This is a genomic window from Streptomyces sp. B21-105 (assembly GCF_036898465.1).
In the GTDB taxonomy this organism is placed as follows: Bacteria; Actinomycetota; Actinomycetes; order Streptomycetales; family Streptomycetaceae; genus Streptomyces.
The window spans coordinates 5,655,804-5,681,130 of sequence record NZ_JARUMJ010000001.1 but is presented as its reverse complement, the minus strand read 5'-3'; the positions used below and the strand labels follow the sequence as shown (position 1 = coordinate 5,681,130).

17 protein-coding genes are annotated in these 25,327 nt (G+C 72.3%); 4 read left to right on the top strand and 13 right to left on the bottom strand.

The features are described from left to right. Positions 1 to 14: 14 nt before the first annotated feature. The 6 genes from QA802_RS25775 to QA802_RS25750 form a co-directional block, all read right to left on the bottom strand. Positions 15 to 1,718, bottom strand: a complete 1,704-nt coding sequence (locus tag QA802_RS25775; protein ID WP_334527097.1) for a serine/threonine-protein kinase — start codon at positions 1,716 to 1,718, stop codon at positions 15 to 17. A gap of 138 nt (positions 1,719 to 1,856) precedes the next feature. Next, positions 1,857 to 3,473, bottom strand: coding sequence for a serine/threonine-protein kinase (locus QA802_RS25770; protein ID WP_334527094.1), 1,617 nt, complete (start codon positions 3,471 to 3,473; stop codon positions 1,857 to 1,859). Between the two features lie 74 nt (positions 3,474 to 3,547). Then, positions 3,548 to 5,365: a serine/threonine-protein kinase gene (locus QA802_RS25765; protein ID WP_334527091.1), complete on the bottom strand. Its 1,818-nt coding sequence runs from the start codon at positions 5,363 to 5,365 to the stop codon at positions 3,548 to 3,550. Positions 5,366 to 5,510: 145 nt separating this feature from the next. After that, positions 5,511 to 8,150, bottom strand: coding sequence for a serine/threonine kinase C-terminal domain-containing protein (locus tag QA802_RS25760; RefSeq protein WP_334527088.1), 2,640 nt, complete (start codon positions 8,148 to 8,150; stop codon positions 5,511 to 5,513). Between the two features lie 179 nt (positions 8,151 to 8,329). Then, positions 8,330 to 10,537: a serine/threonine-protein kinase gene (locus QA802_RS25755; RefSeq protein ID WP_334534879.1), complete on the bottom strand. Its 2,208-nt coding sequence runs from the start codon at positions 10,535 to 10,537 to the stop codon at positions 8,330 to 8,332. 246 nt (positions 10,538 to 10,783) lie between these two features. Beyond that, a complete protein-coding gene (locus QA802_RS25750) occupies positions 10,784 to 12,067 on the bottom strand; it encodes an RNA-guided endonuclease InsQ/TnpB family protein (RefSeq protein WP_334527085.1) in 1,284 nt (427 codons plus the stop codon). Between the two features lie 45 nt (positions 12,068 to 12,112). Between QA802_RS25750 and QA802_RS25745 the strand changes: the two genes are divergently transcribed. Continuing rightward, on the top strand, positions 12,113 to 12,319 hold the full coding sequence (locus tag QA802_RS25745; protein WP_319168940.1) for a toxin-antitoxin system HicB family antitoxin: 207 nt from the start codon (positions 12,113 to 12,115) through the stop codon (positions 12,317 to 12,319). A gap of 395 nt (positions 12,320 to 12,714) precedes the next feature. On the opposite strand, the gene QA802_RS25740 is transcribed toward QA802_RS25745, so the two are convergent. Continuing rightward, positions 12,715 to 14,421 carry a glycerol-3-phosphate dehydrogenase/oxidase gene (locus tag QA802_RS25740; protein ID WP_334527082.1) on the bottom strand — a complete coding sequence of 569 codons (1,707 nt, stop codon included), beginning with the start codon at positions 14,419 to 14,421 and terminating at the stop codon, positions 12,715 to 12,717. Between the two features lie 401 nt (positions 14,422 to 14,822). Between QA802_RS25740 and QA802_RS25735 the strand changes: the two genes are divergently transcribed. Beyond that, positions 14,823 to 16,031, top strand: coding sequence for a nucleotide sugar dehydrogenase (locus QA802_RS25735; RefSeq protein ID WP_334527079.1), 1,209 nt, complete (start codon positions 14,823 to 14,825; stop codon positions 16,029 to 16,031). 83 nt (positions 16,032 to 16,114) lie between these two features. Here the strand turns inward: QA802_RS25735 and QA802_RS25730 are convergent, their stop codons facing one another. Beyond that, complete coding sequence (locus QA802_RS25730; RefSeq protein WP_334527077.1) at positions 16,115 to 17,398, bottom strand: RNA-guided endonuclease InsQ/TnpB family protein; 1,284 nt, start codon at positions 17,396 to 17,398, stop codon at positions 16,115 to 16,117. 45 nt (positions 17,399 to 17,443) lie between these two features. Here QA802_RS25730 and QA802_RS25725 point away from each other — a divergent pair, with 45 nt between their 5' ends. Beyond that, the gene (locus tag QA802_RS25725) at positions 17,444 to 17,650 is read left to right on the top strand and encodes a toxin-antitoxin system HicB family antitoxin (RefSeq protein WP_319168940.1); all 207 of its coding nucleotides are present in this window, start codon (positions 17,444 to 17,446) and stop codon (positions 17,648 to 17,650) included. Between the two features lie 642 nt (positions 17,651 to 18,292). On the opposite strand, the gene QA802_RS25720 is transcribed toward QA802_RS25725, so the two are convergent. From QA802_RS25720 to QA802_RS25705, 4 genes are all read right to left on the bottom strand, one after another. Next, positions 18,293 to 19,417: a GuaB3 family IMP dehydrogenase-related protein gene (locus QA802_RS25720; RefSeq protein WP_319164358.1), complete on the bottom strand. Its 1,125-nt coding sequence runs from the start codon at positions 19,415 to 19,417 to the stop codon at positions 18,293 to 18,295. Between the two features lie 137 nt (positions 19,418 to 19,554). Then, positions 19,555 to 21,057, bottom strand: coding sequence for an IMP dehydrogenase (gene guaB / locus QA802_RS25715; protein WP_334527075.1), 1,503 nt, complete (start codon positions 21,055 to 21,057; stop codon positions 19,555 to 19,557). A gap of 207 nt (positions 21,058 to 21,264) precedes the next feature. Then, positions 21,265 to 21,852: a sigma-70 family RNA polymerase sigma factor gene (locus QA802_RS25710; protein ID WP_319164356.1), complete on the bottom strand. Its 588-nt coding sequence runs from the start codon at positions 21,850 to 21,852 to the stop codon at positions 21,265 to 21,267. 1,026 nt (positions 21,853 to 22,878) lie between these two features. Next, entirely contained in the window at positions 22,879 to 23,490 is a 612-nt protein-coding gene (locus QA802_RS25705; RefSeq protein WP_003948568.1) for a response regulator transcription factor, read from the bottom strand. Positions 23,491 to 23,869: 379 nt separating this feature from the next. On the opposite strand from QA802_RS25705, the gene QA802_RS25700 reads away from it, so the two are divergent. Further along, complete coding sequence (locus QA802_RS25700; RefSeq protein WP_319164355.1) at positions 23,870 to 24,199, top strand: WhiB family transcriptional regulator; 330 nt, start codon at positions 23,870 to 23,872, stop codon at positions 24,197 to 24,199. Between the two features lie 88 nt (positions 24,200 to 24,287). Here the strand turns inward: QA802_RS25700 and QA802_RS25695 are convergent, their stop codons facing one another. Further along, on the bottom strand, positions 24,288 to 25,325 hold the full coding sequence (locus QA802_RS25695; RefSeq protein WP_334527067.1) for a LysR family transcriptional regulator: 1,038 nt from the start codon (positions 25,323 to 25,325) through the stop codon (positions 24,288 to 24,290). Positions 25,326 to 25,327: the final 2 nt, after the last annotated feature.

The following is a 25,327-nucleotide window of genomic DNA, read 5'->3' as shown; positions in this document are numbered from 1 at the left end:
TTCCGTGGCGGGCGCTAGAGCCGGTCGATCTCCAGGTGGGCGATCGCCGTGCGGGCCACCTCGCGGCCGCGGGCGGTGAAGTCGCCCTTGCCCGGGTAGCCGACCATGAGCTTGTACATGTCGCCGGCGCTGGACTTGTAGTACAGGATCCGCAGCTCGCGCGGGGCCGGCTGCCGGCTGTCGTCCGTGGTGTAGACGACGGTGTTCCCGGCGGCCTTGCGGCCGTGGAAGGTCGCGTTGCCGTCCGTGCGGGTCGCGGGCCCCTTCGGCATGTCGAGCTCGTAACTGCCCGACTCCTTGAAGTCCCCGTTGTCGGCGTACATCTCGGCCGCCGCGGAGTCCTTGATCCGGTGGCCGGTGTCCTGCGCTCTGCGGTCCACCCGCAGGACGACCGAGATCGCGCCGCTGGGGTCGGTGTAAGCCACCCAGTGATCGTCGGCGGGGGCGGTCTTCTCGGGTTCGCTGCGCACATAACTGTCGGGCACCACCAGCGTCGCGGTGACCTCCTTCTCGGGCTTCGTCGTCCAGCCGTCCGGCAGCGGCCCCGCGAACGGATCGGCGAACACCAGGTACGCCGCTGTCGCCGCCGCGACGACGGCTGCGCCGAGCCCGATCCACGTCGTGCGGCGGCCGAGCCGGCGCCGGACGCTCAGCGCCGCGGTGTGCGAGACGGCCTGCGGGGGCTGCGGCGCGGGCGGTGCGGGCGGGTTCGCGGCGGCCTCCAGCAGCGTCCGCACCCGCGCGGCCGTCGGACGCAGTGCCGGGTCCTTCTGCAGCAAGCCGTCGACGACCTCGGCGAGCGGCCCCTGCGCGGCGGCGGGCGGTGCGGGCGTCGCGTGGAGGACGGACTGCAGGGTGGCCGGCGTGTTGCTGCGCCGGAACGGCGACACGCCCTCGGTCGCCGTGTACAGCACCACGCCCAGGGACCACAGGTCGGCGGCGGGCCCGGGACGCCGGCCCAGCACCCGCTCGGGCGCGATGTACTCGGGCGAGCCGACGAAGCCCCCGGTGTCGGTCAGGTTGGTCTCGCCCTCGATCTGCGCGATGCCGAAGTCGGTGAGGACGACCCGGTCGTACCGGCCGAGCAGTACGTTGTCCGGCTTGACGTCCCGGTGCAGGATGCCCGCCGCGTGCGCGGCCTCCAGCGCGCCGAGCACCTCCAGGCCGATCCGGGCCGCCTCGGGCGTCCCGAGCGTGCCTTCCTGCAAGGCGTCGCCGAGCGAACGTCCGTGGACCAGTTCCATCACGATCCACGGCCGGCCGTCGACGACGGCGACGTCATGGACGTTGACCACGGCCGGATGGTCGAGCCGCGCCGCCGCCCGCGCCTCGCGCCGCATCCGCTCGAACGTATTGGCCCGTTCACGTTCGGGAAGGTGGTCCGGCACCCGGGGTTCCTTGACGGCGACCTCGCGGTCCACGGTCTCGTCCTTGGCGCGCCACACGGTGCCCATGCCGCCGTGCCCGAGCTTGGCCAGCAGCCGGTAGCGTCCCGCGACGAGCCTCCCCACGCCGGGCTCCTGCACCGCCCCGGCCGCCGGCCCGTCCACCGACCCGTCCGCCGTCCCGGCCACCGGCGGCTGCGGCGGCACGCCGCCCGGGGCCGGGTTCGGGTTCATGTGCGGTTGCGGGTTCACCTGCGGGCGCGGGTTCGGCGGTTGCAGAACAAAACTCGTCGTGTCGTCGGGACCGGGCCCGAATCCCCCGTGGTGGCTCATGGGCTCATCACATCGCGCCACACGGGCCGATTTCCACCGGTCGGGCCCACCGGTCACACACCCGTGACGCGTACCGCTCCTTATGCCCCTTTTACGCGGACCCTCCGCGCGGCCGCCCCACCCGACGACGAAGGTTCCTCACCCTACGACGAAGGTGTCGACCGCGACGTCGAAGTACTCCCGCGCCTCCCGTACCTTCCCGACCGGCGCCGAGACCCACACGTCGTACAGTCGCCCGCCCTCCTCCCAGCACAGGTCGTAGGTGTGCCGGGGGCCCTCCGCGGCGCTGAAGCCGTTCCAGGTGAACTGCCAGAGCGCGGCAGGGCGTCCGCCCTGGCTGGTCTCGGTGACCCGGCCGTCGTGGTAGCCCGGGTTGGTGTCCGCACCCCGGGCTGCGGCCCGCTCCATGACGGCGAGCGGGCCGTCCGGCGACGCGTGGGAGACCTTCACGCCGAGCCGGAAGACCTGCCCCGGCGACATGTAGAACACCCGCTCGCCCTGCGGCACACGCGTGAAGTCCTCCGGCACCGCGAACGCGAACCCGGCGGGATCGTCGGCCACCCGGTAGCCGGAGGGTGCGGACGGCGTACGGCTCGGCGTGAGCGACGCGGCGGGCGACGGAGCGGACGACACCGGCGCGCTCGGGGACCCGCTCGCCGAGCGCCCCGACCCGCTCGCGGAGACCGCCGGCGCCGAACTCGCGGGCGCGTGCCCTCCGTCGCCGTCCCCCTTCATCAGCAGCGCCGCCGCCGACACGCCCGCGCCCGCCATCGCGGCGACCAGCAGCGCGGCCACCAGCACACTGCGCGTGGAGCGTTCCCTGGCGGCCTGTTCCGGTTGCGGTTGCGGCTGCGGCTGCGGCCGGGGCAGGTCGGCCTGCGTCGGCGTGTATCCGGACGACACGGGCGTCGGCGTGCACCCGGTGTCGAGGAAGGCGCGCAGCAGCCGCTCCGCCTCCGCGCTGCTCAGCCGCCGGTCCGGATCGCGCTCCAGAAGACCCCGGACGACCGGCAGCAGCGGCCCGGCCTGCGGGGGCGTACGGATCTCGGCGAACACGACGGCGTGCAGGATGCCGCCCAACGAGTCCCGTCGGAAGGGGGATTCGCCGCTCAGCGCCGTGCACAGCAGCGCGCCCAGCGACCACAGGTCGGACTCCGCGCCGGTGCGCGCCCCGGACATCCGCTCCGGCGCGGTGTACTCGGGCGAGCCGACGAACGAGCCGGTCTGGGTGAGCGTGGTGGCGCCCGAGACCTGCGCGATGCCGAAGTCGGTGAGGACGACCCGGTCGCCGTCGCGTTCCAACAGGACGTTCGCGGGCTTGATGTCCCGGTGCAGCACCCCCGCCGCGTGCGCTGCGCGCAGGGCGCCGAGCAGGGCGATGCCGATCCGGGCGGCCTCGTCCGGGGCGAGCGGGCCGTGCTCGGCGATCCGGTCGGCGAGCGAGCCGCCGTCCAGCAGCTCCATCACGATGTAGGGGCGTTCGTCCTCCACGACGACGTCGTGCACGACGATGACGTGCGGGTGGCGCAACTGGGCGACGGCACGTGCCTCGCGCAGTGTCCGGTCCCGCCGTTCGCGGGCCTCCTCGTCGGAGAGCGTGTCGTCCTGGGTCAGCTCCTTGACCGCGACACGCCGTCCCAGCAGCTCGTCCGTGGCCCGCCACACGACACCCATGCCGCCGCGCCCGAGCCTCGCCTCCAGCCGGTAACGGCCCGCGATGACCCGTGCGGTGCTCCCGTCCCCCTCGGTCCCCATGGGCACATCATGCCCCACCGGACGGCCTGCCTCCGGGGCGCCGTCCGGCCAACTGCGGGAGCCTGCGGCCGGTACTACGCGGTGGGCTCGCGCCAGCTCTGCAGTACGGATCTGAACTGTCTGGCCGTGGTGGCCCAGTCGTCGTCGGCGGGCGCAGACATGTAGATCGCGTACTCGGCGCCGTTACGGGCCACGTACGTCTCCTCGATGGCGCGGCGCGGTCCGGGGAACTCGGTGTCCTTGGCCAGCGCGGTCCAGGTGTACTCCCACTCGGAGGCGGCCCGGTCGCGGTAGACGTTCTTCTCGAGGGTGACCCGGTGGTAGTCGACCAGCCTCTTGAGCTGTGCTTCCAGGTCGACCTGGTGCGCGTACGGGTCGCTGAAGTCGGGGGACTTGTCGAGGGCGATGCGCACGAAGTGCTTGCCGCCGTCGGGCGAGTAGTCGATCTGCTGGAGATCGCCGTCGTCCTGGTACACCTCACGCTCCCAGCCCCGGGGGAGCGAGAGGCCGAAGCCCAGCGGGTCGTCGACGCGCTGCCAGGAGTCGGGCACCGCGCCCTGCTCGACGGGGGTGGAGGCGCTCGTCGGACTCGGCGAGTCGGACGGCGAGTCGGAGCCGACGGTCTGCGACCGCCCCCCGTCCCATTTCTGCAGCACCACGGCGGTCCCCCCGCCGACCAGCGCGGCGACGGCCACCACCAGCACGAGCGAGCGCAGCCGACGACGGCGCCGGGGCGGCTCCGCCGCCGTCCCGGCCGACGGCGCACCCTGGCCGACGTATGCCGGACGCTGGCCGCTGTGCGCCGGGCTCTGGCCGACAGGTGCCGGACCCTGGCCGAAGTGCGCCGGGGCCGCGGTGGTGGGACCCGTCGCGGTCGGGCCCACGGCGGTCGGGCCGGTCGCGGGGTGGCCCGGTACCGGTGTCGCCGCTTCCGGGCCGACGGGTACGTACGAGGTGGCGGGGGTCGGGTGGGACCCGGAGCGGGACGCCGTCCGGTGGCCTCCGGTACCCGGGTCGGGCCCGCCGTACTGCGTGGGCACATACACCTGGGCCCCGTGCGCCTGAGCCGCGTGCGGACGCCGTCCCTCGGCCGCCTCCGCGAGAAGCTGCTCGGCCTCGGCGGTGCCGGGGCGGGCGGCCGGGTCCTTGCGCAGCAGGGCGGCGATGACGGGGCCCAGCGGGCCGGCATGGCGCGGGTCGGCGGCCTCTTCCTCGACCACGGCCTGCAGGGTGGTCAGCGGTGAGGTGCGCCGGAAGGGCGAGCGTCCCTCGACCGCCGTGTACAGCGTCGCGCCCAGCGCCCACAGGTCGGAGGACGGGCCCGGATCATGGCCGCGCACCCGCTCGGGGGCCAGGTAGTCGACAGAGCCGACGACCTCGCCGGTGCGCGTGATGGTGGTGTCGCCGTCGATCTGGGCGATGCCGAAGTCGGTGAGGAGAACCCGTCCGTCGTGCGAGAGGAGCACGTTGCCGGGCTTGACGTCGCGGTGCAGTACACCGGCGGAGTGCGCGGCGCGCAGCGCGCGCAGCACCCACAGGCCGATCCGGGCGGCCTCGGCGGCCTCGACTCGGCCGTCCTCCTTGACGGCGTCGGCCAGCGAACGGCCCTCGACCAGCTCCATCACGATCCACGGCCGGCCGTCGTGTTCGAGCACGTCATGGACGGTGACCACGGCGGAGTGGTTGATCCGCGCGGCGGCCCGGGCCTCCGCCCTGGTCCGCGCCAGCAGCACGGCCTGGTCGCTCTCCGCGACGTAGAGCGCGGCGGTCAGTTCTTTGATGGCGACAGCCCGGTGCAGCAGCTCGTCGTGGGCACGCCAGACTCGGCCCATGCCGCCGCTCCCGATGGCGTCGGCGAGCCGGTAGCGGCCGGCCAGGAGCTGGCCCTGCATCTGATTCACGTTGCCCCGCAATGCTCTTGACAGGGTCAGCGTAAAGACCTTGCTGCCTCGGCGGAACCGCAGGGGTGCCAAGGAGACAGCACTGTGACGGTTGTCGCTTCCGCGCCGGCGCGGGAACCGGGGGGACCGGCGGCGCTCAGCCGGTGTACTGGTAGGCGGCCGCCGCCTGTTCGTACAGCCGCGTGACCTCGTCCCGTTCGGCCTCCGGCCCTCTGACCTGGACGACGTGGTACCGCCCGGCGATCAGGATCGCGAGGTTGCGGACATACAGCTTGCGGCCGTCGCCGTCGGTCCAGGTGAACTGGCCCTCGGCCATGGTCCGGGTGCCCACGGTCGTCGTGCGCAGCCCGGACGCCGTCGCCCAGCTGGAGGCGCGGTACGGCTGGAGCTCGCTCTCCTTCTCCCGCTGGTAGACCATCGGGTCGCTGCCGTTCCCGGACGTGCTGTCCCGCCCCGGCACGACGATCAGCTCGAAGTCGCCGTGCGCGTAGACGACCTGTCCCCGGCCGTTCTTCGGTGTGCGGTTCCAGCCGTTCGCCACGGCGATCTGGAAGCCGGCCTCGTCCTTGCGGAGCGTGAAACCGTCGGCGACGCCCGCGCCGGAACCACCGGTCTGGGTCTGGGTGGCCTGCGCCGACGAGGACGACGGGGACGACGGGGATCCGGAGACGCCGCCGGCGGGCCCGGTCTGGTCGGGCCGGGGTTCGCTGCTGGCGTCGGGCGCCTGGCCGGCCGGAGTCCCGGTGGCCCCGGTCCCTCGGGCGCCGTCCGGGCCGGCGGCGTCGTCCTCGCCGGCCTTGGGCATGAACAGCACGGCGTAGGCGATCGCCGCGGCCAGCACCAGCAGGACCAGGAGGACGAGGGTGCGGCCCAGACTGCGGGGCGAGCGGTCCGGCTCGGGGCGGCCCCGCTTGTGCCGTCCGTGCGACGCGGGCAGCCCGGCGCGCCGGCGGCGCACCAGTTCGCCCTTGCGGCGGACGATCGGCAGACGGCGCGGATCGGCCGGCGGCGCGACTATCACGTGCGTGCCCGCCTCGGGCTCCGGCGCGGACCGCACCAGCGAGCGCAGCCAGCCGCGCAGCTCCTCGAAGTCGGGGCGGTCGGTGGGGTCCTGGCGCAGCAGGGACTCCACGACCGGTCGCAGCGGTCCGCACTCCTCGGCGAAGGCGGGCGGCTCGGCGCACACCATCTGCACCAGCTCGGCCGTCGACTCCTCCGGGTACGGCGCATGCCCCTGGACGGCTCGGAAGAGCAGCGCGCCGAGCGCCCACAGATCGGTCGCGGGACCGATCGGCGCGGCCAGCTGCCAGTTCTCGTGCACCGGCCCGGCCTGCTCGGGCGCCCACCGCTCGGTGACCGGCCCGACCACGGCCATCCGCGCCTGGCGGGCCCGCTCGGCCGCCAGCGCGGTGGTGGGGCCGCGCCCGACGCCGGCGCCCGGTGCCGCGGTCGCCGGTCCGTCCCAGTGGGCGCCGGTCCGCGCCTCGCCCGCCGTGCCGCCTCCCGGTGTCGCCTCCGGGCCCTGTCCGGAGTGGGGCGCGAGGGAAGCGTGCGCCGGCGAAGGAGCGCCGTACCGCGCGGGACCGGGCACGGGCGGGCCCTGCACACCGTAGGGGTCGGCCATCTGTCCGGGAGGGTTGCCGGCCAGGGCTGCGGGATCGCCGTCGGCCGGGGGGCGGGCCCCGGGCAGCGCCGCGCGGCCGTTCTGCTGCGCCTCCTGCGCCTCCTGCACGCGGGCGGCGGCCCGTGCTCCGGCACGGTACGCGGCGATCGCCCCGGCCCGCGCGGCGCGGATGTCCCCGCCGGTCTCCACAGGGTCCCGCCGCGCCACCGCGCCGGAGGCCCCGCCCGCGCCGGACGGCTCACCGGACGGCACCGGTCGCGCACCCGACGCCCGCGCCTCTATGGCGGCCCGCCTGGCGGCCTCGGCGTCCACCGCCCCGGCCCGGGGCACGCCGGCGCCCCTGCCGAACCCCGCGCCGCCGCCGGGTCCCGCGCTCACCCCGTGCGCCGGGTGCGCCCCGGCCCCGGGGTGGCCGCCCGTCCCCGCAGGTCCGACGGTCGCGGCACCGCCGCGGGCCGGATCACCCGCCCGGTCCGGCCCATCCGCTCGGCCCGGCCCGTCCGGCCCGCCCGCCGTCGTGGTCTCGGCCGGCACCGGGTCGTAGCCGCAGAGCGCCTCTTCCGCCGCGCCGACCGCGAGCCCGGTCAGCATGACCCGTCCGTCGTCGCAGACCAGCACCGTGCGGGCGGTGATGTTCCGGTGCACCCACCCGTGCGCGTGCAGCACCCGCAGCGCCATGAGCACGTCGGAGGCGACCTCGGCCGCCCGGTACGGCGTCAGCGCCTGCTCGGCGAGCAGCGCCGACAGCGGTCGCGCCGCGACCAGTTCGCTCACTATCCACAGCGAGCCGCCCTGGGCGAACACGTCGAAGACCTGGTCGAGCCGTGGGTGGTCGGGGATGCCCGCCGCGGCCTGCGCCGCCTCCATCGCGCGCCGCACGACGGGATCGGCCGGCCTGCGTGTCCCGGACGCCTCGCCCGTGGCGCGCGTGGCCGGTCGCCGTGCCCCGCGCTCACGGGCGGTGAACCCCTCGGGCAGTCCCTCGGCGTCGAGCACCTCCGCCTCGACGACCTCCGGCAACGGCACCTGGCGGACCAGGACTTCCTGCCCGCTGTAGGTGTCGAAGGCCCGGCTCTCGTGCTCGTACTCGTCGGAGAGCGGCAGCGGCAGGCGGTAGCGGTCGGCGAGTACCCGACCCGCGTAGTCGTCCACGTTGCCTCCCCCGGCCGCCCGGTCGGTCAATTCCGTTCGCGTTGCGTGCCTTTGCAGCCGAATCCAGCCGCATTGCTGGATGCGTACGGTCCGCAACCACTCACGATACGTGCCGGAGGCAACCCGCAAAGCGGGGATGCCGGATCTCGCGTTGCGAACCCGGCTCTGCCCGGCGGCCGCTACTTCTTCGGCGTGAAGGTGTCCGTCAGCGTCGCCCAGGTGGCGCCGCGCAGGTCGCTGCCCCACGCTGCCGCCTTCGCCGTGTACATCAGCGCGTACCCGAGACCGCTGTTGACGACGAACCCGCGGTCGATGGTGCGGTAGGCCGTCCCGCCCTCCTTGTAGGTGAACTCCCAGTCGGCCGTGTTCCAGCCGCGGTAGTTCACCTGCGCTATGCGGACCTTCTTGTACTGGGAGCGCACCATGAAGCGCTCCTGGTTCTTCCAGTCCGCCACGGGGCTGCCCTTGGGCCTGTTCGTCCAGGCGACGAGCAGCTTCTGCCCGTCCGGCCCGGTGAAACGGTCTCCCGCAGACACCGTGGTGCGGTACTTCCACCCTGCGGGCAGCCCGATCGTGTACCCCTGCGCGCTCTTGTACGTCGTCACCGCCCCGCCGTCCGCGGTGGCGCCGGACCCGGTGCCCCCGGCCGCGGCGGTGTTGCCCGGCGTGGACCCGGACGTCCCGGACTGTGACGGGTCCTTCGAACCCGACCCGTCCTTGCGCGTCGCGTCGCCGGTGTCCTCCTTGGTGTCGGAGCCGGCGCTCGCGCTCCCGGCGGCCGCCGCCGTGGAGGCGCCGCCCTTCGTGCCGCCCTTGGCGCCCGCGGAGTCGTCGCCACCGCCGCCGAGCGTGAGGGCCAGCACGGTGCCGAGCACGGCGAGCGCCACGACCACGGCGATGATCACCAGCGTCCGCTTCGGCACCACGTCGGTCAGCGGCGCCCGCGGCACGGACCGCGGGGGCAGGTCCGGAGGCGTCATGACGGGCCACCCCGAACTCCGCCCGCCGCTGCCGCCGTTCCCCCCGGCAGCACTGGCCGAGGCGGACTCTGCGCCCGCCACGGCGCCCGAACCGGCACGCGCCGCAGGCACGGACGCGGACCGGGCGACCGCCCCGGACCCCGCCCGGCTCACCGACCCCGCACCCGCCGCGGTACCCGAGGCCGGAGCCGATCGCGTCGCGGGGTTGCCGGATGCCTGGACAGCGGGCGCGGCCGGGGGCGGCGGAGGCGGCACCGTGGGCGGCGCGGCGGCGGAAGCGGCACCGGACCGGTACGACGCCCCGCCCCCGCTCGACGCCTCGCCCGCGCCGGCCGATCCGGAACCGCTCGGCCCGTTGGACGACTTGGCGCGGGCCGCGGCCGCCGAGGTCGCCGCCCCCGCCGCGACGGCGACCTTCCGCACGGACCGCAGCGCGCCGCGCAGTTTCTCGCCGGCCTCGGCGCCGGCCGAACCGCCCCTGCCGCCGGGGCCGTCCGGCGGTACCGGCAGCGGCACGACCTTCGTCGCGTCAGCCGGCTCGGCGTGCCGGGGCTCGGGCGCGTGCAGCACCGCGTCGAGCATCGCCCGCGCACCGGCGTCGTCGAGCCTCCGCGCGGGATCCTTGGTGAGCAGGCCGTAGATGACGTCCCGCAGCGGACCCGCGTTCTTCGGCTCCTCCAGCTGTTCCGTCATCACCGCTGTGAGCGTCGCGATGGCGGAACCCTTGTCGTAGGGGGGCGATCCCTCGACCGACGCGTACAGCAGACCGCCCAGCGACCACAGGTCGGCCGCCGGCCCCGGCTTGTGCCCGCGGGCCCGCTCCGGGGAGATGTAGGAGGGCGCGCCGACGAGCATGCCGGTGGAGGTGATGGACGGATCACCCTCGACCTGCGCGATGCCGAAGTCCGTGAGCACGACCCGGCCGTCCTCCGCGATCAGCACGTTGGACGGCTTCACATCCCGGTGCAGGATGCCCTCACGGTGCGCGGAGCGCAGCACGTCGAGGATGGCCAGCCCGACCTCCGCCGCACGCTTCGGATCCAGCACGCCGTCCTCACGGATGACCTCGGCGAGCGACTTGCCCTCGACGAGCTCCATGACGATCCACGGCCGGTCGTCCTCCTCGACCACGTCGAAGACCGTCACCGCGCTGTTGTTGCGGATCCGCGCGATGGCCTTGGCCTCGCGCAACGTCCGCGTGATCAGGCGGCGTTTCTCGTCCTCGTCGATGTTCCCCGGGAACCGCAGCTCCTTGACGGCGACCGTGCGTCCGAGGGTCTCGTCCTCGGCGCGCCACACCGTCCCCATGCCGCCGCGGCCGAGTACGTCTCCCAGCCGGTACCGCCCGGCGAGGAGACGTGCGCTCTTGTCCTGACGGGATACTCCCGCCCGCTCCGCCTCCGACATGCGTCCCCTCATGCAACCCGCCCTGACAGAGCCTCCATTGTCCCTCACCCGACAAGTGCCCGACGCCCAGGGTGCCCCTCACCGCCTCCCGACCGCACCCCAGGAGGGGAGCATTCCGGCCAGAAGGTGCAGCACGCTCCGGCCAATGCGCCGCTCGAGCGCCGGTCAGGGGGCGCGGACCAGGTGAGGAGCGTGCGCCCCGGCCCTGGATGATGGACGTGACGAACTGTTGACATCCTCCCCCTCTTAAAAGAGGGGGATTCCAACCCATATGGGCTGAGGTTCACGGACGCTCGACCCCTTGGGGGGTGTCATCCTTCCGGCACCGGCTGATCGCCGGGGGCGGGGAATCCCGCCCTGTCCTGCCGCGACGTTGATACTGGCGTTGGTGTCCGCGTTGCAGGTGAAGCCGCAGGAGGAGCAGACGAACTCGGCTTGGCTCTTGCGCGAGTTCTTGTCGATCCATCCGCAGGCACTGCACCGCAGACTCGTGTAGGGGGCGGGCACGTCTTCGACGCGGCCGGGGGCCTTGTGCTCGGTGCGCTGCCGCAGAAGACCCCAGCCCTGGGCGAGGATCGCCCGGTTCAGGCCGGACTTCTGAGCGACGTTCTTGCCGGGCTGCTCGACGGTCCCCTTCGCCGAGCGGGTCATCGTCTTGACGTTCAGCTTCTCGAACCGCACCAGGTCATACGAGCGGGCGAGCATCGTCGAGGTCTTCTCGCACCAGTCCTTGCGCCGGTTCGCCTCACGGGCCTTGAACTTGGCGGCCTTGGCGTACTCGGCCGTCTTCTCGGGGCTGCCCTTCTTCGCCCGTGCCGCGCGCCGCTCGTGCTTGCGGACCTGGGCACGTTCCTTGACAGTGAGCTGCGGGCAGTTGAGGGTGCGGCCGTCGGACAGGGCGGCGGTGATCTTCACGCCCCGGTCGATGCCGATGACCTCGCCCGTGCCCGGGGCGTCGATCGGCTCGGGGATGACGGCGAACGCAACGTGCCACTGGCCGTTGCTGAACGTGACCCGGAACGTCTTCGCGCTGGGCAGGTCGCGGGTGAGGCGGAAGCGGACCCAGCCGCAGCCGGGCACCTTCACCTGGGCCCAGCGCCGGTTCAGCTTCTGCACCACGACGGAGCGGCCCATGACCTGCTTGCCGGTCTTCGTGTTCAGCTTCGGCGAGCCGTCCTCGTTGCACTCGGGCACGCGGTCGGTGCCGATGACGCGGAAGCCTTCGTGACGGAACTTTTTGCGCCAGGTCGGCTCGCCGAACCCTGAGGTGAAGCGGGCGTTCTTGGCCTTGGCGAAGTCCTTGAGGGCCTGCTGCTGTACGTCGGCGTTGCCCGTGCCGAGCCATTCGTTGTCGTGTCGGGCTTCGGTGAGCCGGCGGCACTGCTCGGCGAAACCGGGGGCGGACTTGCGCCACCTGCGCCAGTGGGAGTGCTGCTCGACGGCGAGGTTCCAGACGTACCGGGCGTGCGCGCAGTGCAGCAGCATCTGCTCCGCCTGCTCGCGCGTCGGGTACATCCGGAAACGACTCATGGTCCCATCATAGCTTCACATTGGAGCCGATGTCAGAATGGGACCATGACGAAGCATGTGAACCTCCGCCTTCCCGACGACGTGCACGCACTCGCCGTGGCTGCTGCTGCGGCTGACGACCGCTCTCTGAACTCATGGCTGATCTCCGTAGTGCGACGTGCTACCGAAGCCTCCGGGACGCCGGATCGCCCTGACGGCGATCCGGCTTCTCCTGCCCCGCTACGCGGGAAACCGGATTCACCCCCGGCCTGAAGGCCGGGGCACCCTCCGGCCTGTCCGGTGGAAGAGTGCCGAGGACGAGGAGAGAGGGGACCGCGATGCCCGCACTCCGGAACCTGGCGGCCGTCCCGGTGGCCCTGGCGCTCCTCGGCCTGTGCACGGGTGAGTTCGCAGGCCGGGCCCGTTCCGCCCACGGACCAGCCGCTCCCGCTGCCTCTCACCCGCGGCAAGGCGCCCGCCGCGGCTCTCCGACCGGCCCCGCCCCGCGGGCGCCCCGATCAGAACAGCCGGCAGCCGTCAGACGGACCGTCAGAGGGGACGGCCCGGGAGCGTCCGCCGAACGGACTGTCAGAGCGGCCAGCGGGCTGTCGGAGGAGATGTCAGCAGGGTCCTGAGAGGAACTTTCAGAGGAACTGTCAGCGGAGACGTCAAAGAGGCACGATGTCCGGCGCGCCCAGCCGTGCCGCGTCCGCCGTCAGGTCGTCGGGCTGGCGCTGCGACTCCCGCTCGGCCTCCACCCGCTTCTGATAGTGCTCGACCTCGCGCTCGATGTGGTTCTGGTCCCAGCCGAGGACCGGCGCCATGAGTTCGGCGGCCTCGAGGGCACTGCGGGTGCCGCGGTCGAAGGTCTCGATGGAGATGCGCGTGCGGCGCGTCAGCACGTCGTCCAGATGCCGTGCGCCCTCGTGGGAGGCGGCGTACACGATCTCGGCGCGCAGATAGTCGTCGGCGAACTGGAGCGGCTCCCCCAGCGACGGGTCGGCGACGACGAGGTCCAGGACCTCTTCCGCCATCGCCCCGAAGCGGTTGAGGAGATGCTCCACCCGCACCACGTGCAGTCCGGCCCGCGCCGCGATCCGCGCCCGCGCGTTCCACAGCGCCCGGTAGCCCTCCGCGCCCATCAGCGGCACGTCCTCCGTGACGCAGTCGGCGACCCGCTGATCCAGGCCGCGCACCGCCTCGTCGACCGCATCCTTGGCCATCACCCGGTACGTCGTGTACTTGCCGCCCGCCACGACCACGAGCCCCGGCACCGGATGGGCGACGGTGTGCTCCCGGGACAGCTTGCTGGTGGCGTCGGACTCGCCGGCCAGCAACGGCCTCAGTCCCGCATACACGCCCTCCACGTCGTCCCTGGTCAGCGGTACTGCGAGAACCGAGTTCACATGCTCGAGGAGGTAGTCGATGTCGGCACTGGAGGCGGCCGGGTGGGTCTTGTCGAGATCCCAGTCGGTGTCGGTGGTCCCGATGATCCAGTGCCGGCCCCAGGGAATGACGAAGAGCACGGACTTCTCGGTGCGCAGGATCAGCCCGGAGGAGGAGCTGATGCGGTCCCTCGGCACGACGAGGTGGATGCCCTTGGACGCGCGGACGTGGAACTGTCCCCGCTCGCCCACCATCGCCTGGGTGTCGTCGGTCCACACGCCGGTGGCGTTGACGATCTGTCGGGCGCGGATCTCGTACTCCCCGCCCGCCTCGACGTCCTCCACGCGCGCGCCCACGACCCGTTCGCCCTCGCGCAGGAATCCGGTGACGCGCGCGCGGTTGGCCGCCCTCGCCCCGTAGGCCGCCGCGGTGCGCACCAGCGTGGCCACGAAGCGGGCGTCGTCCATCTGCGCGTCGTAGTACTGCAACGCGCCGACCAGGGCGTCCTTCTTCAAGGCAGGGGCCACACGCAGAGCGTGGCCTCGACTCAGGTGACGGTGGGTCGGCAGCCCGCGTCCGTGCCCGCGGGCCATGGACATCGCGTCGTAGAGGGCGACGCCCGAGCCCGCGTACAGCCGCTCCCAGCCCTTGTGCTGGAGCGGATACAGGAAGGGCACCGGTTTCACGAGGTGCGGGGCGAGCCGTTCGAGCAGCAGGCCGCGCTCCTTGAGCGCCTCGCGCACGAGGGCGAAGTCGAGCATCTCCAGATAGCGCAGGCCGCCGTGGATCAGCTTGCTGGACCTGCTCGACGTGCCCGAGGCCCAGTCGCGTGCTTCGACCAGCCCGGTGGACAGGCCGCGCGTCACGGAGTCCAGCGCGACGCCTGCGCCCACCACGCCGGCTCCCACCACCAGCACGTCCAGTTCACGCTCGGCCATCGCCGCCAGTGACTCGGCTCGTTGCGCCGGCCCCAGTGTCGCTGTCCTCACCGCTGCCTCCCGCTGTCGGTCGTGCCGGCCGCGCCCGTCAGGGGCGAGACCCCGTCCGTATCCCCCATGCCCAGATTCTGACCGCGCTGCGCCACTTCAGCCACCACGAGCCCCAGCCTGTGGATAACTCTCACGGGACTTGACCCTCGCTTCATAGGGCACATCTGCGGACACCGGGGAACGCCGGGGCACGCCACGCACGCCTGCGGACGCCGAGAAGCGTCCGGCAACGCCGGGGAACACGGCCCTCGACACAGCCGGTCGACACAGCCGGTCAACACAGTCGATCAATCCCACATAACGGTCATATTTACTCCTAGTCTGACATTGCGCTCGCCCATCCTGTCCACCGGGCTTGCGCACCTGTCCCACCTCGGTTACTGGGAAGGACGGCATACGCCATGCCCGCAGATCTCGCCGTCATCGGACTCGGCCCGCTCGGCCTCCCCCTGGCCCAGGCCGCCGTGGCCGCCGGCATCCCCACCGTCGGCTACCGCACCGGCCCCGAAGCCGGCTCGCTGAGTCCCGCCGAACTGCGCCGGATGCTCTCGGGGGGCTTCCGGATCGCCACCGACCCCGCGGAACTGGGCCGGGTCCGCACCGCCGTCATCTGCGCCCCGACCCCGCGCGACACCGACGGCCGGCTCGACCTGAGCCAGGTGGAAACGGCCGCCCGCACCCTCGCCGGGCACCTGCGCCCGCACACCACCGTGATCCTGGAGTCAGCCGTGTACCCCGGGGCCACCGAGGAATTCCTGCTGCCTCTGCTGGAGGAGACGTCCGGCCTCCGCGCGGGCCGCGACTTCCACCTCGCCCACTCCCCCAGCCGGGTCGACCCCGGCAGCCGCGCCTTCACCCCGGCCAACACCCCGAAGGTCATCGGGGGCCTCACCCCCGCCTGCACCGAGTCCGCCGCCGCCTTCTACGGCCGGCTCACCGACAAGGTGGTACGCGCGCGTGGCCTGCGGGAGGCCGAGACCGTGCAGCTCCTGGAGACCAACTTCCGGCACGTCAACATCGCCCTCGTCAACGAGATGGCCGTCCTCTGCCACGACCTGGGCGTCGACCTGTGGGACGTCGTCCGCTGCGCGGAGACCAAGCCCTTCGGCTTCGAGTCCTTCCGCCCCGGCCCCGGCGTCGGCGGCCACTCCGTCCCCCTGGACCGCGCCGGCCGGCCCGGCAGCACGCTGCGCATGGTGGAACTCGCCCAACAGGTCAACAACCGCATGCCCCGCTACGTCGTCCAGCGCGCCGCCGCCCTCCTCAACGAGCACGGCAAGTCGGCGCGGGGCGCGCGCGTGCTGCTGCTCGGCGTCACCTACAAGCCCGACCTCGCCGACCAGCAGAACACCCCCGCGCGCGAGATCGCGACCCGCCTCATGGAGCTCGGCGCCGCCGTCAGCTACCACGACCCGCACGTCCCGTCCTGGAGCGTCCTGGACCGCCCGGTGCCGCGCGCCGACTCCTTCTACGAGGCCGCCGCCGACGCCGACCTGACGATCCTCCTCCAGCAGCACCGGACGTACGACCTCCAGGGCCTGTCGGTGAAGGCGCAACTGCTGCTGGACACGCGGGGCGCCACGCCCACGGGGGCGGCGCACCGGTTGTGAGACCGGGGCGCACACGGCCGCGCAGGCCTCCGGTGCTGCTGGCACGAGGAGTCCCGCGCCAGTACGTTGACATCCTCCCCCTCTTAAAAGAGGGGGATTCCAACCCATATGGGCTGAGGTTCACGGACGCTCGACCCCTTGGGGGGTGTCATCCTTCCGGCACCGGCTGATCGCCGGGGGCGGGGAATCCCGCCCTGTCCTGCCGCGACGTTGATACTGGCGTTGGTGTCCGCGTTGCAGGTGAAGCCGCAGGAGGAGCAGACGAACTCGGCTTGGCTCTTGCGCGAGTTCTTGTCGATCCATCCGCAGGCACTGCACCGCAGACTCGTGTAGGGGGCGGGCACGTCTTCGACGCGGCCGGGGGCCTTGTGCTCGGTGCGCTGCCGCAGAAGACCCCAGCCCTGGGCGAGGATCGCCCGGTTCAGGCCGGACTTCTGAGCGACGTTCTTGCCGGGCTGCTCGACGGTCCCCTTCGCCGAGCGGGTCATCGTCTTGACGTTCAGCTTCTCGAACCGCACCAGGTCATACGAGCGGGCGAGCATCGTCGAGGTCTTCTCGCACCAGTCCTTGCGCCGGTTCGCCTCACGGGCCTTGAACTTGGCGGCCTTGGCGTACTCGGCCGTCTTCTCGGGGCTGCCCTTCTTCGCCCGTGCCGCGCGCCGCTCGTGCTTGCGGACCTGGGCACGTTCCTTGACAGTGAGCTGCGGGCAGTTGAGGGTGCGGCCGTCGGACAGGGCGGCGGTGATCTTCACGCCCCGGTCGATGCCGATGACCTCGCCCGTGCCCGGGGCGTCGATCGGCTCGGGGATGACGGCGAACGCAACGTGCCACTGGCCGTTCCTGAACGTGACCCGAAACGTCTTCGCGCTGGGCAGGTCGCGGGTGAGGCGGAAGCGGACCCAGCCGCAGCCGGGCACCTTCACCTGGGCCCAGCGCCGGTTCAGCTTCTGCACCACGACGGAGCGGCCCATGACCTGCTTGCCGGTCTTCGTGTTCAGCTTCGGCGAGCCGTCCTCGTTGCACTCGGGCACGCGGTCGGTGCCGATGACGCGGAAGCCTTCGTGACGGAACTTTTTGCGCCAGGTCGGCTCGCCGAACCCTGAGGTGAAGCGGGCGTTCTTGGCCTTGGCGAAGTCCTTGAGGGCCTGCTGCTGTACGTCGGCGTTGCCCGTGCCGAGCCATTCGTTGTCGTGTCGGGCTTCGGTGAGCTGGCGGCACTGCTCGGCGAAACCGGGGGCGGACTTGCGCCACCTGCGCCAGTGGGAGTGCTGCTCGACGGCGAGGTTCCAGACGTACCGGGCGTGCGCGCAGTGCAGCAGAATCTGCTCCGCCTGCTCGCGCGTCGGGTACATCCGGAAACGACTCATGGTCCCATCATAGCTTCACATTGGAGCCGATGCCAGAATGGGACCATGACGAAGCATGTGAACCTCCGCCTTCCCGACGACGTGCACGCACTCGCCGTGGCTGCTGCTGCGGCTGACGACCGCTCTCTGAACTCATGGCTGATCTCCGTAGTGCGACGTGCTACCGAAGCCTCCGGGACGCCGGATCGCCCTGACGGCGATCCGGCTTCTCCTGCCCCGCTACGCGGGAAACCGGATTCACCCCCGGCCTGAAGGCCGGGGCACCCTCCGGCCTATCCGGTGGAAACAAGCTGAGCCTGCCGCAGCAGTCACTGCGGCAGGCTCCAGGATGGATCACGGAGTGTCCGCCCCTAGAGTGTTTGGGGGCGGCCGCTCACCATCCGAAGCAGGTGGAGCCCACCGCAGGGGCACTGCGGCAGGCTCCAGGATGGATCACGGAGTGTCCGCCCCTAGTGTGTTTGGGGGCGGCCGCTCACCATCCGAAAAGACGCAAGATCCGCCTCCTCCGGCACTGCACCGTCCGAAGACGGAGTCGGTCTCAGCGGGTGGGCTTGCGGTGGCGTCCCATGGACGCCACCTTCCACGACGCCGCCCATGACCCGGGGTGCGGCACGTTCAGGAACTCGGGCCGGGCCCCGAGGGCCGGGGTCCGGAACACATGTCCTTGGAAGGGGGCACCCCACACAACTGGGGCGCCGACCGGACGCTATCGCCCGCGACCCCCCTGACCAGCCCGGATTCGACCCGAACGCAACCGCGCGCCCCCTCGTCCCCACCACGCGCCCCGGTCGGCCCGTGCGTCGGGCATGCGAAAGGGGCCGGTCATCTCACCCGGGGTGAGATGACCGGCCCCTTTCAGCTGTCCGTGTCCGTGTCCGTGTGCGACGTGTGGGACTACCGCCGGTGCACCGAGTCCGCCACCGTGACCTCGACGCGCTGGAACTCCTTCAGTTCGCTGTAGCCGGTCGTGGCCATCGCGCGGCGCAGGGCGCCGAAGAAGTTCATCGAGCCGTCGGGGGTGTGCGAGGGGCCCGTCAGGACCTCCTCGATCGTGCCGACCGTGCCGAGGTCGACCTTCTTGCCGCGCGGCAGCTCCTCGTTGACGGCCTCCATGCCCCAGTGGTTGCCGCGGCCCGGCGCGTCGGTCGCGCGCGCGAGCGGCGAGCCCATCATCACCGAGTCGGCGCCGCAGGCGATCGCCTTGGGGAGGTCGCCGGACCAGCCGACGCCGCCGTCCGCGATGACGTGCACGTACCGGCCGCCGGACTCGTCCATGTAGTCGCGGCGGGCGGCCGCCACGTCGGCGACCGCGGTCGCCATCGGAACCTGGATGCCCAGCACGTTGCGGGTGGTGTGCGCCGCGCCGCCGCCGAAGCCGACCAGGACGCCCGCCGCGCCCGTGCGCATCAGGTGCAGGGCCGCCGTGTAGGTGGCGCAGCCGCCGACGATCACTGGGACGTCGAGCTCGTAGATGAACTGCTTCAGGTTCAGCGGCTCGTGCGAACCGGAGACGTGCTCCGCCGACACTGTCGTACCGCGGATGACGAAAATATCCACGCCCGCGTCGACGACGGCCTTGGAGAACTGGGCCGTGCGCTGCGGGGACAGCGCGGCGGCGGTGACCACGCCCGAGTCGCGCACCTCCTTGATGCGCTGCCCGATCAGCTCCTCCTTGATGGGTGCCGCGTAGATCTCCTGGAGGCGACGGGTCGCGGTGTCCGCGTCCAGCCCGACGATCTCGTCGAGCAGCGGCTGCGGGTCGTCGTGCCGCGTCCACAGGCCCTCGAGGTTGAGGACGCCGAGACCGCCCAGCTCACCGATGCGGATCGCGGTGGCCGGGGAGACGACCGAGTCCATGGGGGCGGCCAGGAAGGGCAGCTCGAACCGGTAGGCGTCGATCTGCCAGGCGATCGAGACCTCCTTCGGGTCCCGCGTACGGCGGCTGGGGACGACGGCGATGTCGTCGAAGGCGTACGCCCGGCGGCCGCGCTTGCCGCGCCCGATCTCGATCTCAGTCACGTGTGTGGCCTTTCCCTGATGCGTTGCAGCGTCCTCCAGTATCGCCGACGGCTACGACAAGGGCGGCCCCGGATGTCCCGGGACCGCCCTTGTCGCGTCTCACGCGCGCGTCAGCGCCTGCTCAATTGCTCGCGCGTCTACTTGCTGCTGTAGTTCGGCGCCTCGACCGTCATCTGGATGTCGTGCGGGTGGCTCTCCTTGAGGCCCGCGGAGGTGATCCGGACGAAGCGGCCCTTGCTCTCCATCTCCTCGATGGTGGCGGCGCCCACGTAGCCCATGGTCTGACGGAGTCCGCCGACGAGCTGGTGCAGCACGTTGCCGAGGGGGCCGCGGTAGGGGACCTGTCCCTCGATGCCCTCGGGCACGAGCTTGTCGTCGGCCGCGACCTCCGCCTGGAAGTAGCGGTCCTTGGAGTACGACCTGGCCTGGCCGCGGGACTGCATGGCGCCCAGCGAGCCCATGCCGCGGTACGACTTGAACTGCTTGCCGTTGATGAACTGCAGCTCGCCGGGCGACTCCTCGCAGCCGGCGAGAAGGCTGCCCAGCATCACGGCGTCGGCGCCGGCGGCCAGCGCCTTGCCGATGTCGCCGGAGTACTGCAGTCCGCCGTCCCCGATCAGCGGGATGCCCGCCGGACGGGCCGCGAGGGAGGCCTCGTAGATCGCCGTGACCTGCGGGACGCCGATGCCGGCGACCACCCGGGTGGTGCAGATCGAGCCGGGCCCGACGCCGACCTTGATGCCGTCCACGCCCGCGTCGATCAGGGCCTGGGCGCCGTCACGGGTGGCGACGTTGCCGCCGATCACGTCCACACGGACGCTCGACTTGATCTTCGACATCCAGCTGAGGGCGTTGCTGTTGTGGCCGTGCGAGGTGTCGACGACCAGGAAGTCCACGCCGGCCTCGGCGAGGGCCTGGGCGCGCTCCAGCGCCTCGGGGCTGGCGCCGACCGCCGCGCCGACGAGCAGCCGGCCCTCGCCGTCCTTGGCGGCCCGGGGGTACTGCTCGGCCTTGACGAAGTCCTTGACCGTGATGAGGCCCTTGAGGAGACCCGCCTCGTCGACCAGGGGAAGCTTCTCGATCTTGTGCTTGCGCAGCAGCTCCATGGCCTCGACGCCGGAGATGCCCACCGTGCCGGTGACCAGCGGCATCGGGGTCATGACCTCGCGCACCTGCCGCGAGCGGTCGGACTCGAAGGCCATGTCGCGGTTGGTGACGATGCCGAGCAGCTTGCCTCCGCCGTCGGTGACCGGCACGCCGCTGATGCGGAACTTGGCGCACAGCGCGTCGGCGTCGGCGAGCGTCGCGTCCGGGTTCACCGTGATCGGGTCGGTGACCATGCCGGACTCGGAACGCTTCACCAGGTCGACCTGGTTGACCTGGTCCTCGATGGACAGGTTCCGGTGCAGCACGCCGACGCCGCCCTGGCGGGCCATCGCGATCGCCATGCGCGACTCGGTCACCTTGTCCATCGCCGCCGACAGCAGCGGGATGTTGACGCGAACATTGCGAGAGATGCGGGACGAGGTGTCGACCGCGTTCGGGAGCACCTCGGATGCGCCCGGCAGCAGCAGCACGTCGTCGTAGGTGAGCCCGAGGGTCGCGAATTTGCCGGGCACTCCGTCGACGTTTGCAGTCATGACACCTTCCCCAAATGGCCTTGATCGGTGCGGATGTCCATGCTAACGGGAAGCGCACCGCCCGAATTCCACGAACGAGCGTGACTCCGGGCTTCGTGTGTTCGTACGGAGAACGCGAGCCGTCCGTTCACCGACGGCCCGGCCGGCGGCGAAAGCGCTCTCTCCGGGCCGCCGGGGCGTCTTCGACACACCCGGCGGCCCGGCCGCCTACTGCTCGGCGAGCGCCCGCAGCCGGCTCAGCGCGCGGTGCTGGGCAACCCGGACCGCTCCGGGTGACATTCCCAACATCTGGCCGGTCTCCTCTGCGGTGAGGCCCACCGCGATGCGCAGCAGAAGCAGTTCCCGCTGGTTCTCGGGCAGGTTGGCCATGAGCTTCTTCGCCCACTCGGCGTCACTGCTGAGCAGGGCGCGCTCCTCGGGACCGAGGGAGTCGTCGGGACGTTCGGGCATCTCGTCGGAGGGGACCGCCGTCGAGCCCGGGTGGCGCATGGCCGCCCGCTGCAGGTCGGCGACCTTGTGTGCGGCGATGGCGAAGACGAAGGCCTCGAAGGGCCGCCCGGTGTCCCGGTAGCGGGGCAGGGCGAGGAGGACCGCGACGCAGACCTCCTGGGCGAGGTCCTCCACGAAGTGGCGCGCGTCGCCGGGCAGCCGGGACAGCCGTGTGCGGCAGTAGCGCAGTGCCAGGGGGTGGACGTGGGCCAGCAGGTCGTGCGTGGCCTGCTCGTCGCCGTCCACGGCGCGATGGACGAGTGCCCCGATCGTCCCCACGGCAGTGACCGCCTCGTCCTCGCGCATCGGTCCATGGTGCACTGCGGCCGGACCGGCCGCGGCACCGTGCCCGTCGTTGTGCACCGAAGCGTTATGAGCAGGTGCGCCGGAAGTCATCCCCTGCGCCCTCCCCTTCCGCTCGCCCGACTCGTCCCCGAGGAACTCCACACCTCAAGGATGCGGCATCCGCGGCGAAACGAGCAGCGGGCGTCCGCCGGGACTCCTCGCCAAGGCCGCCCGAGGTGCGGCGGCTGGGCGTCTCACCCGCCCTCCGGACCGCCCTTGACCAGGGAGGTTCGCTCATGAGCCCACTCCCCTCAGTGAATCGCCGTCCGAATGGCCGATGTCACCCGCGACCGCTCCGGACCGCCAAAGCGTCATGCCGACCGCGATGGCCGGACCACCGCGGACAGCGCCGTCCGGCCCGGGATCGCCCGGTGCCGGGCCCTGTCCGGAGCCGCGAGGCCGCCGACCCGAAGGCCGTGCAGTCACCGGGCGAAACCGCGGCGCCCCCGGCCCGCAGACGGAGCAGCCGCCGAGCCGAAAGACCGCAAGGCCACCGGCCCGAGAGAGACCGTAAGGCCGCCGGACCGCAAGACCGTGAAGCCATCGGGCCGAGGGCCGTGAAGCCATCGCGCCGCAAGCCGTGAGGCCGCGAGCCCGAAGGCGGCAAGCCACCGGACCGAAGACCGTGAGCCACCAGCCCGAGGGCCGTGGAGCCACTGGCCGAAGGCTGTGACGCTGGTGCCGCAAGGCTGCGAAGCCATTGCCCCGAGGTCGCCGAGCGGTTGCCCCGAGGTCCCCGAGCGGTTGTCCTGAGGTCGCCAAGCGGTTGCCCCGAGGTCGCCGAGCGGTTGCCCTGAGGTCGTGGCGTTGTTGACCCGAGGTCGGAGGGCCATCGACCGCATCTGCGAGGCCAACGGCCGCAGCCGAGCCGGGCCGGGCCGGGCCGGGGGCCGGGAACCCGACGCGGGCCCGACCGTGAGCGCGACCATGCAGCTGCCGGTACGGCGGCGCCGCGCCGGCCGGGGCATGACCCGGCGGGACGGCGTCCTAGCGGACCAGGCCCCAGCGGAAGCCGAGGGCCACCGCGTGTGCGCGGTCCGAGGCGCCGAGCTTCTTGAACAGCCGTCGCGCGTGCGTCTTGACGGTGTCCTCGGAGAGGAACAGCTCACGGCCGATCTCCGCGTTGGAGCGGCCGTGGCTCATGCCTTCGAGGACCTGGATCTCACGCGCGGTGAGCGTGGGCGCCGCGCCCATCTCGGCCGAGCGCAGCCTCCGCGGGGCGAGCCGCCAGGTCGGGTCGGCGAGGGCCTGGGTGACGGTCGCCCGCAGCTCCGCGCGCGAGGCGTCCTTGTGCAGGTAGCCGCGGGCGCCGGCCGCGACCGCGAGGGCCACGCCGTCGAGGTCCTCGGCGACGGTCAGCATGATGATGCGGGCGCCGGGGTCGGCGGACAGCAGCCGCCGTACGGTCTCGACGCCGCCCAGTCCGGGCATGCGCACGTCCATCAGAATCAGGTCCGAGCGGTCGGCACCCCAGCGGCGGAGGACTTCCTCGCCGTTGGCCGCCGTCGTCACGCGCTCGACGCCGGGCACGGTCGCGACCGCGCGGCGGAGCGCCTCTCGGGCAAGCGGGGAGTCGTCGCAGACGAGGACGGAAGTCATGGTCGCCCTCCGCAGCTGATGCGCGTCACCTTGTGCCTCCAGGCTGGTACGAAATCGTCACCTGTGCGGTCGACCGCTCGGACGCCTGCCCGAGCGTTTGTCTTCTCAACCGCCACCGCTCACTCAACGACGGTCACTCGAAAGAGTTACGGGGCCGCGTGCATTCTTCGGCACTCTACGTGAGGGCGCGGACACAGAGGAGTCAGCCACACGGACCCTCAAGCTTTCATCACAAGCAGTGCCCCGTTTGGCCCTATTTCTTCCCTTTTGCTGGTGTCTGAGGCTAGATTCGCAATGAGTCATATTTTCATCTCCTTAGATCGTAGTTGTACGGTCGTGGGCACCGTATCCGCTCTGAACGGCTACAAGGGGTCACGCAATGGCAGATTTCTCCCGCCTTCCCGGACCGAACGCGGATCTGTGGGACTGGCAGCTCCTGGCTGCCTGCCGCGGAGTGGACAGCTCGCTCTTCTTCCATCCGGAGGGCGAGCGCGGGGCGGCTCGGAGCGCTCGAGAGAACTCGGCCAAGGAGGTCTGCATGAGGTGCCCGGTCCGCGCACAGTGCGCGGCGCACGCGCTGGCGGTGCGCGAGCCGTACGGCGTGTGGGGCGGGTTGACCGAGGACGAGCGCGAAGAGCTCATGGGGCGGGCGCGCAACCGCCTGGTCTCGGCGTCGTCGGGCGCGAGAGACCCCGCTTCGAACACATGAAGGAACGTTTCTTCAGAAAACGGAGGGCACACGCGCGTGCCCTCCGTTTCCTTTCAGCGGCCGGCTGGGTCATAAGTGACCGGCTACGTCATGAGCGGGCCGCGGCACGCCCCAGTTGCTCCAGGGTGGCCGTCACCGCCGGCACGTGGGCCAGGTCGGGCAGGGTGAGCGCGACGATCTCCCGCCGCACCGCTGGTTCCAGCGTCAGTGCCCGGACGCCGCGGGGGCGCACGGAGTCGATCGCGAGCTGGGGCAGGACGGCCACGCCCAGGCCGGCGCCGACCAGGCCGACCACCGCCAGGTAGTCGTCGGTCGCGAAGTCGATGCGGGGCGTGAAGCCCGCGCTCTCGCACACCCGGACCAGCTGGCCTCGGCAGCGCGGGCAGCCGGCGATCCACGGCTCGTCGGCGAGGTCGCCGATGGCGACGGCGTCCGAGGATCCGGTGCGGGCGAGGCGGTGCCGTTCGGGGACGAGGGCCACCAGACGGTCCGTCAGCACCGGCCGCACGACCAGGTCGTCCCATTCGTCGTCGCCAAGGTCTCGGGTGCCTGGGCCAGGGCCGACGCCGGGGCCAGGGCCGGTGCCGCCCGGCCGGACCGGACCGGGGCCGCCTTGCTCGGGAACCGGCGCCCGTTCCGGGCCTCCCTCGGGCGCGCCGCCGGGGATCGCGCGTTCGTAGCGGAAGGCCAGGGCGATGTCGCAGTCGCCCTCCCGCAGCAGTCGCACCGACTGCGGCGGCTCCGCCTCCTCGAGGGAGACGCGGGTGCCGGGGTGAGCGGCGCGCAGGGCGGCGAGAGCGGTCGGGACGAGGGTGGAACTGCCGCTGGGGAAGGACACCAGGCGGACCCGGCCGGCACGCAGGCCGGCGATGGCCGCGACCTCCTCCTCCGCGGCGGTCAGGCCCGACAGGATCCCGGCCGCGTGCCGCACGAGGGCCTCGCCCGCCTGGGTCAGCCGCATCTCGCGGCCGCTGCGGACCAGCAGCGGAGTGCCGACCGACGCCTCCAGCGCCTTCATCTGCTGGCTCACGGCCGGCTGGGTGCACCCCAGCTCCCGCCCCGCCGCCGAGAAGGAGCCGGTGGCGGCGACGGCGCGCAGGACACGGAGATGACGGGCCTCGATCATGC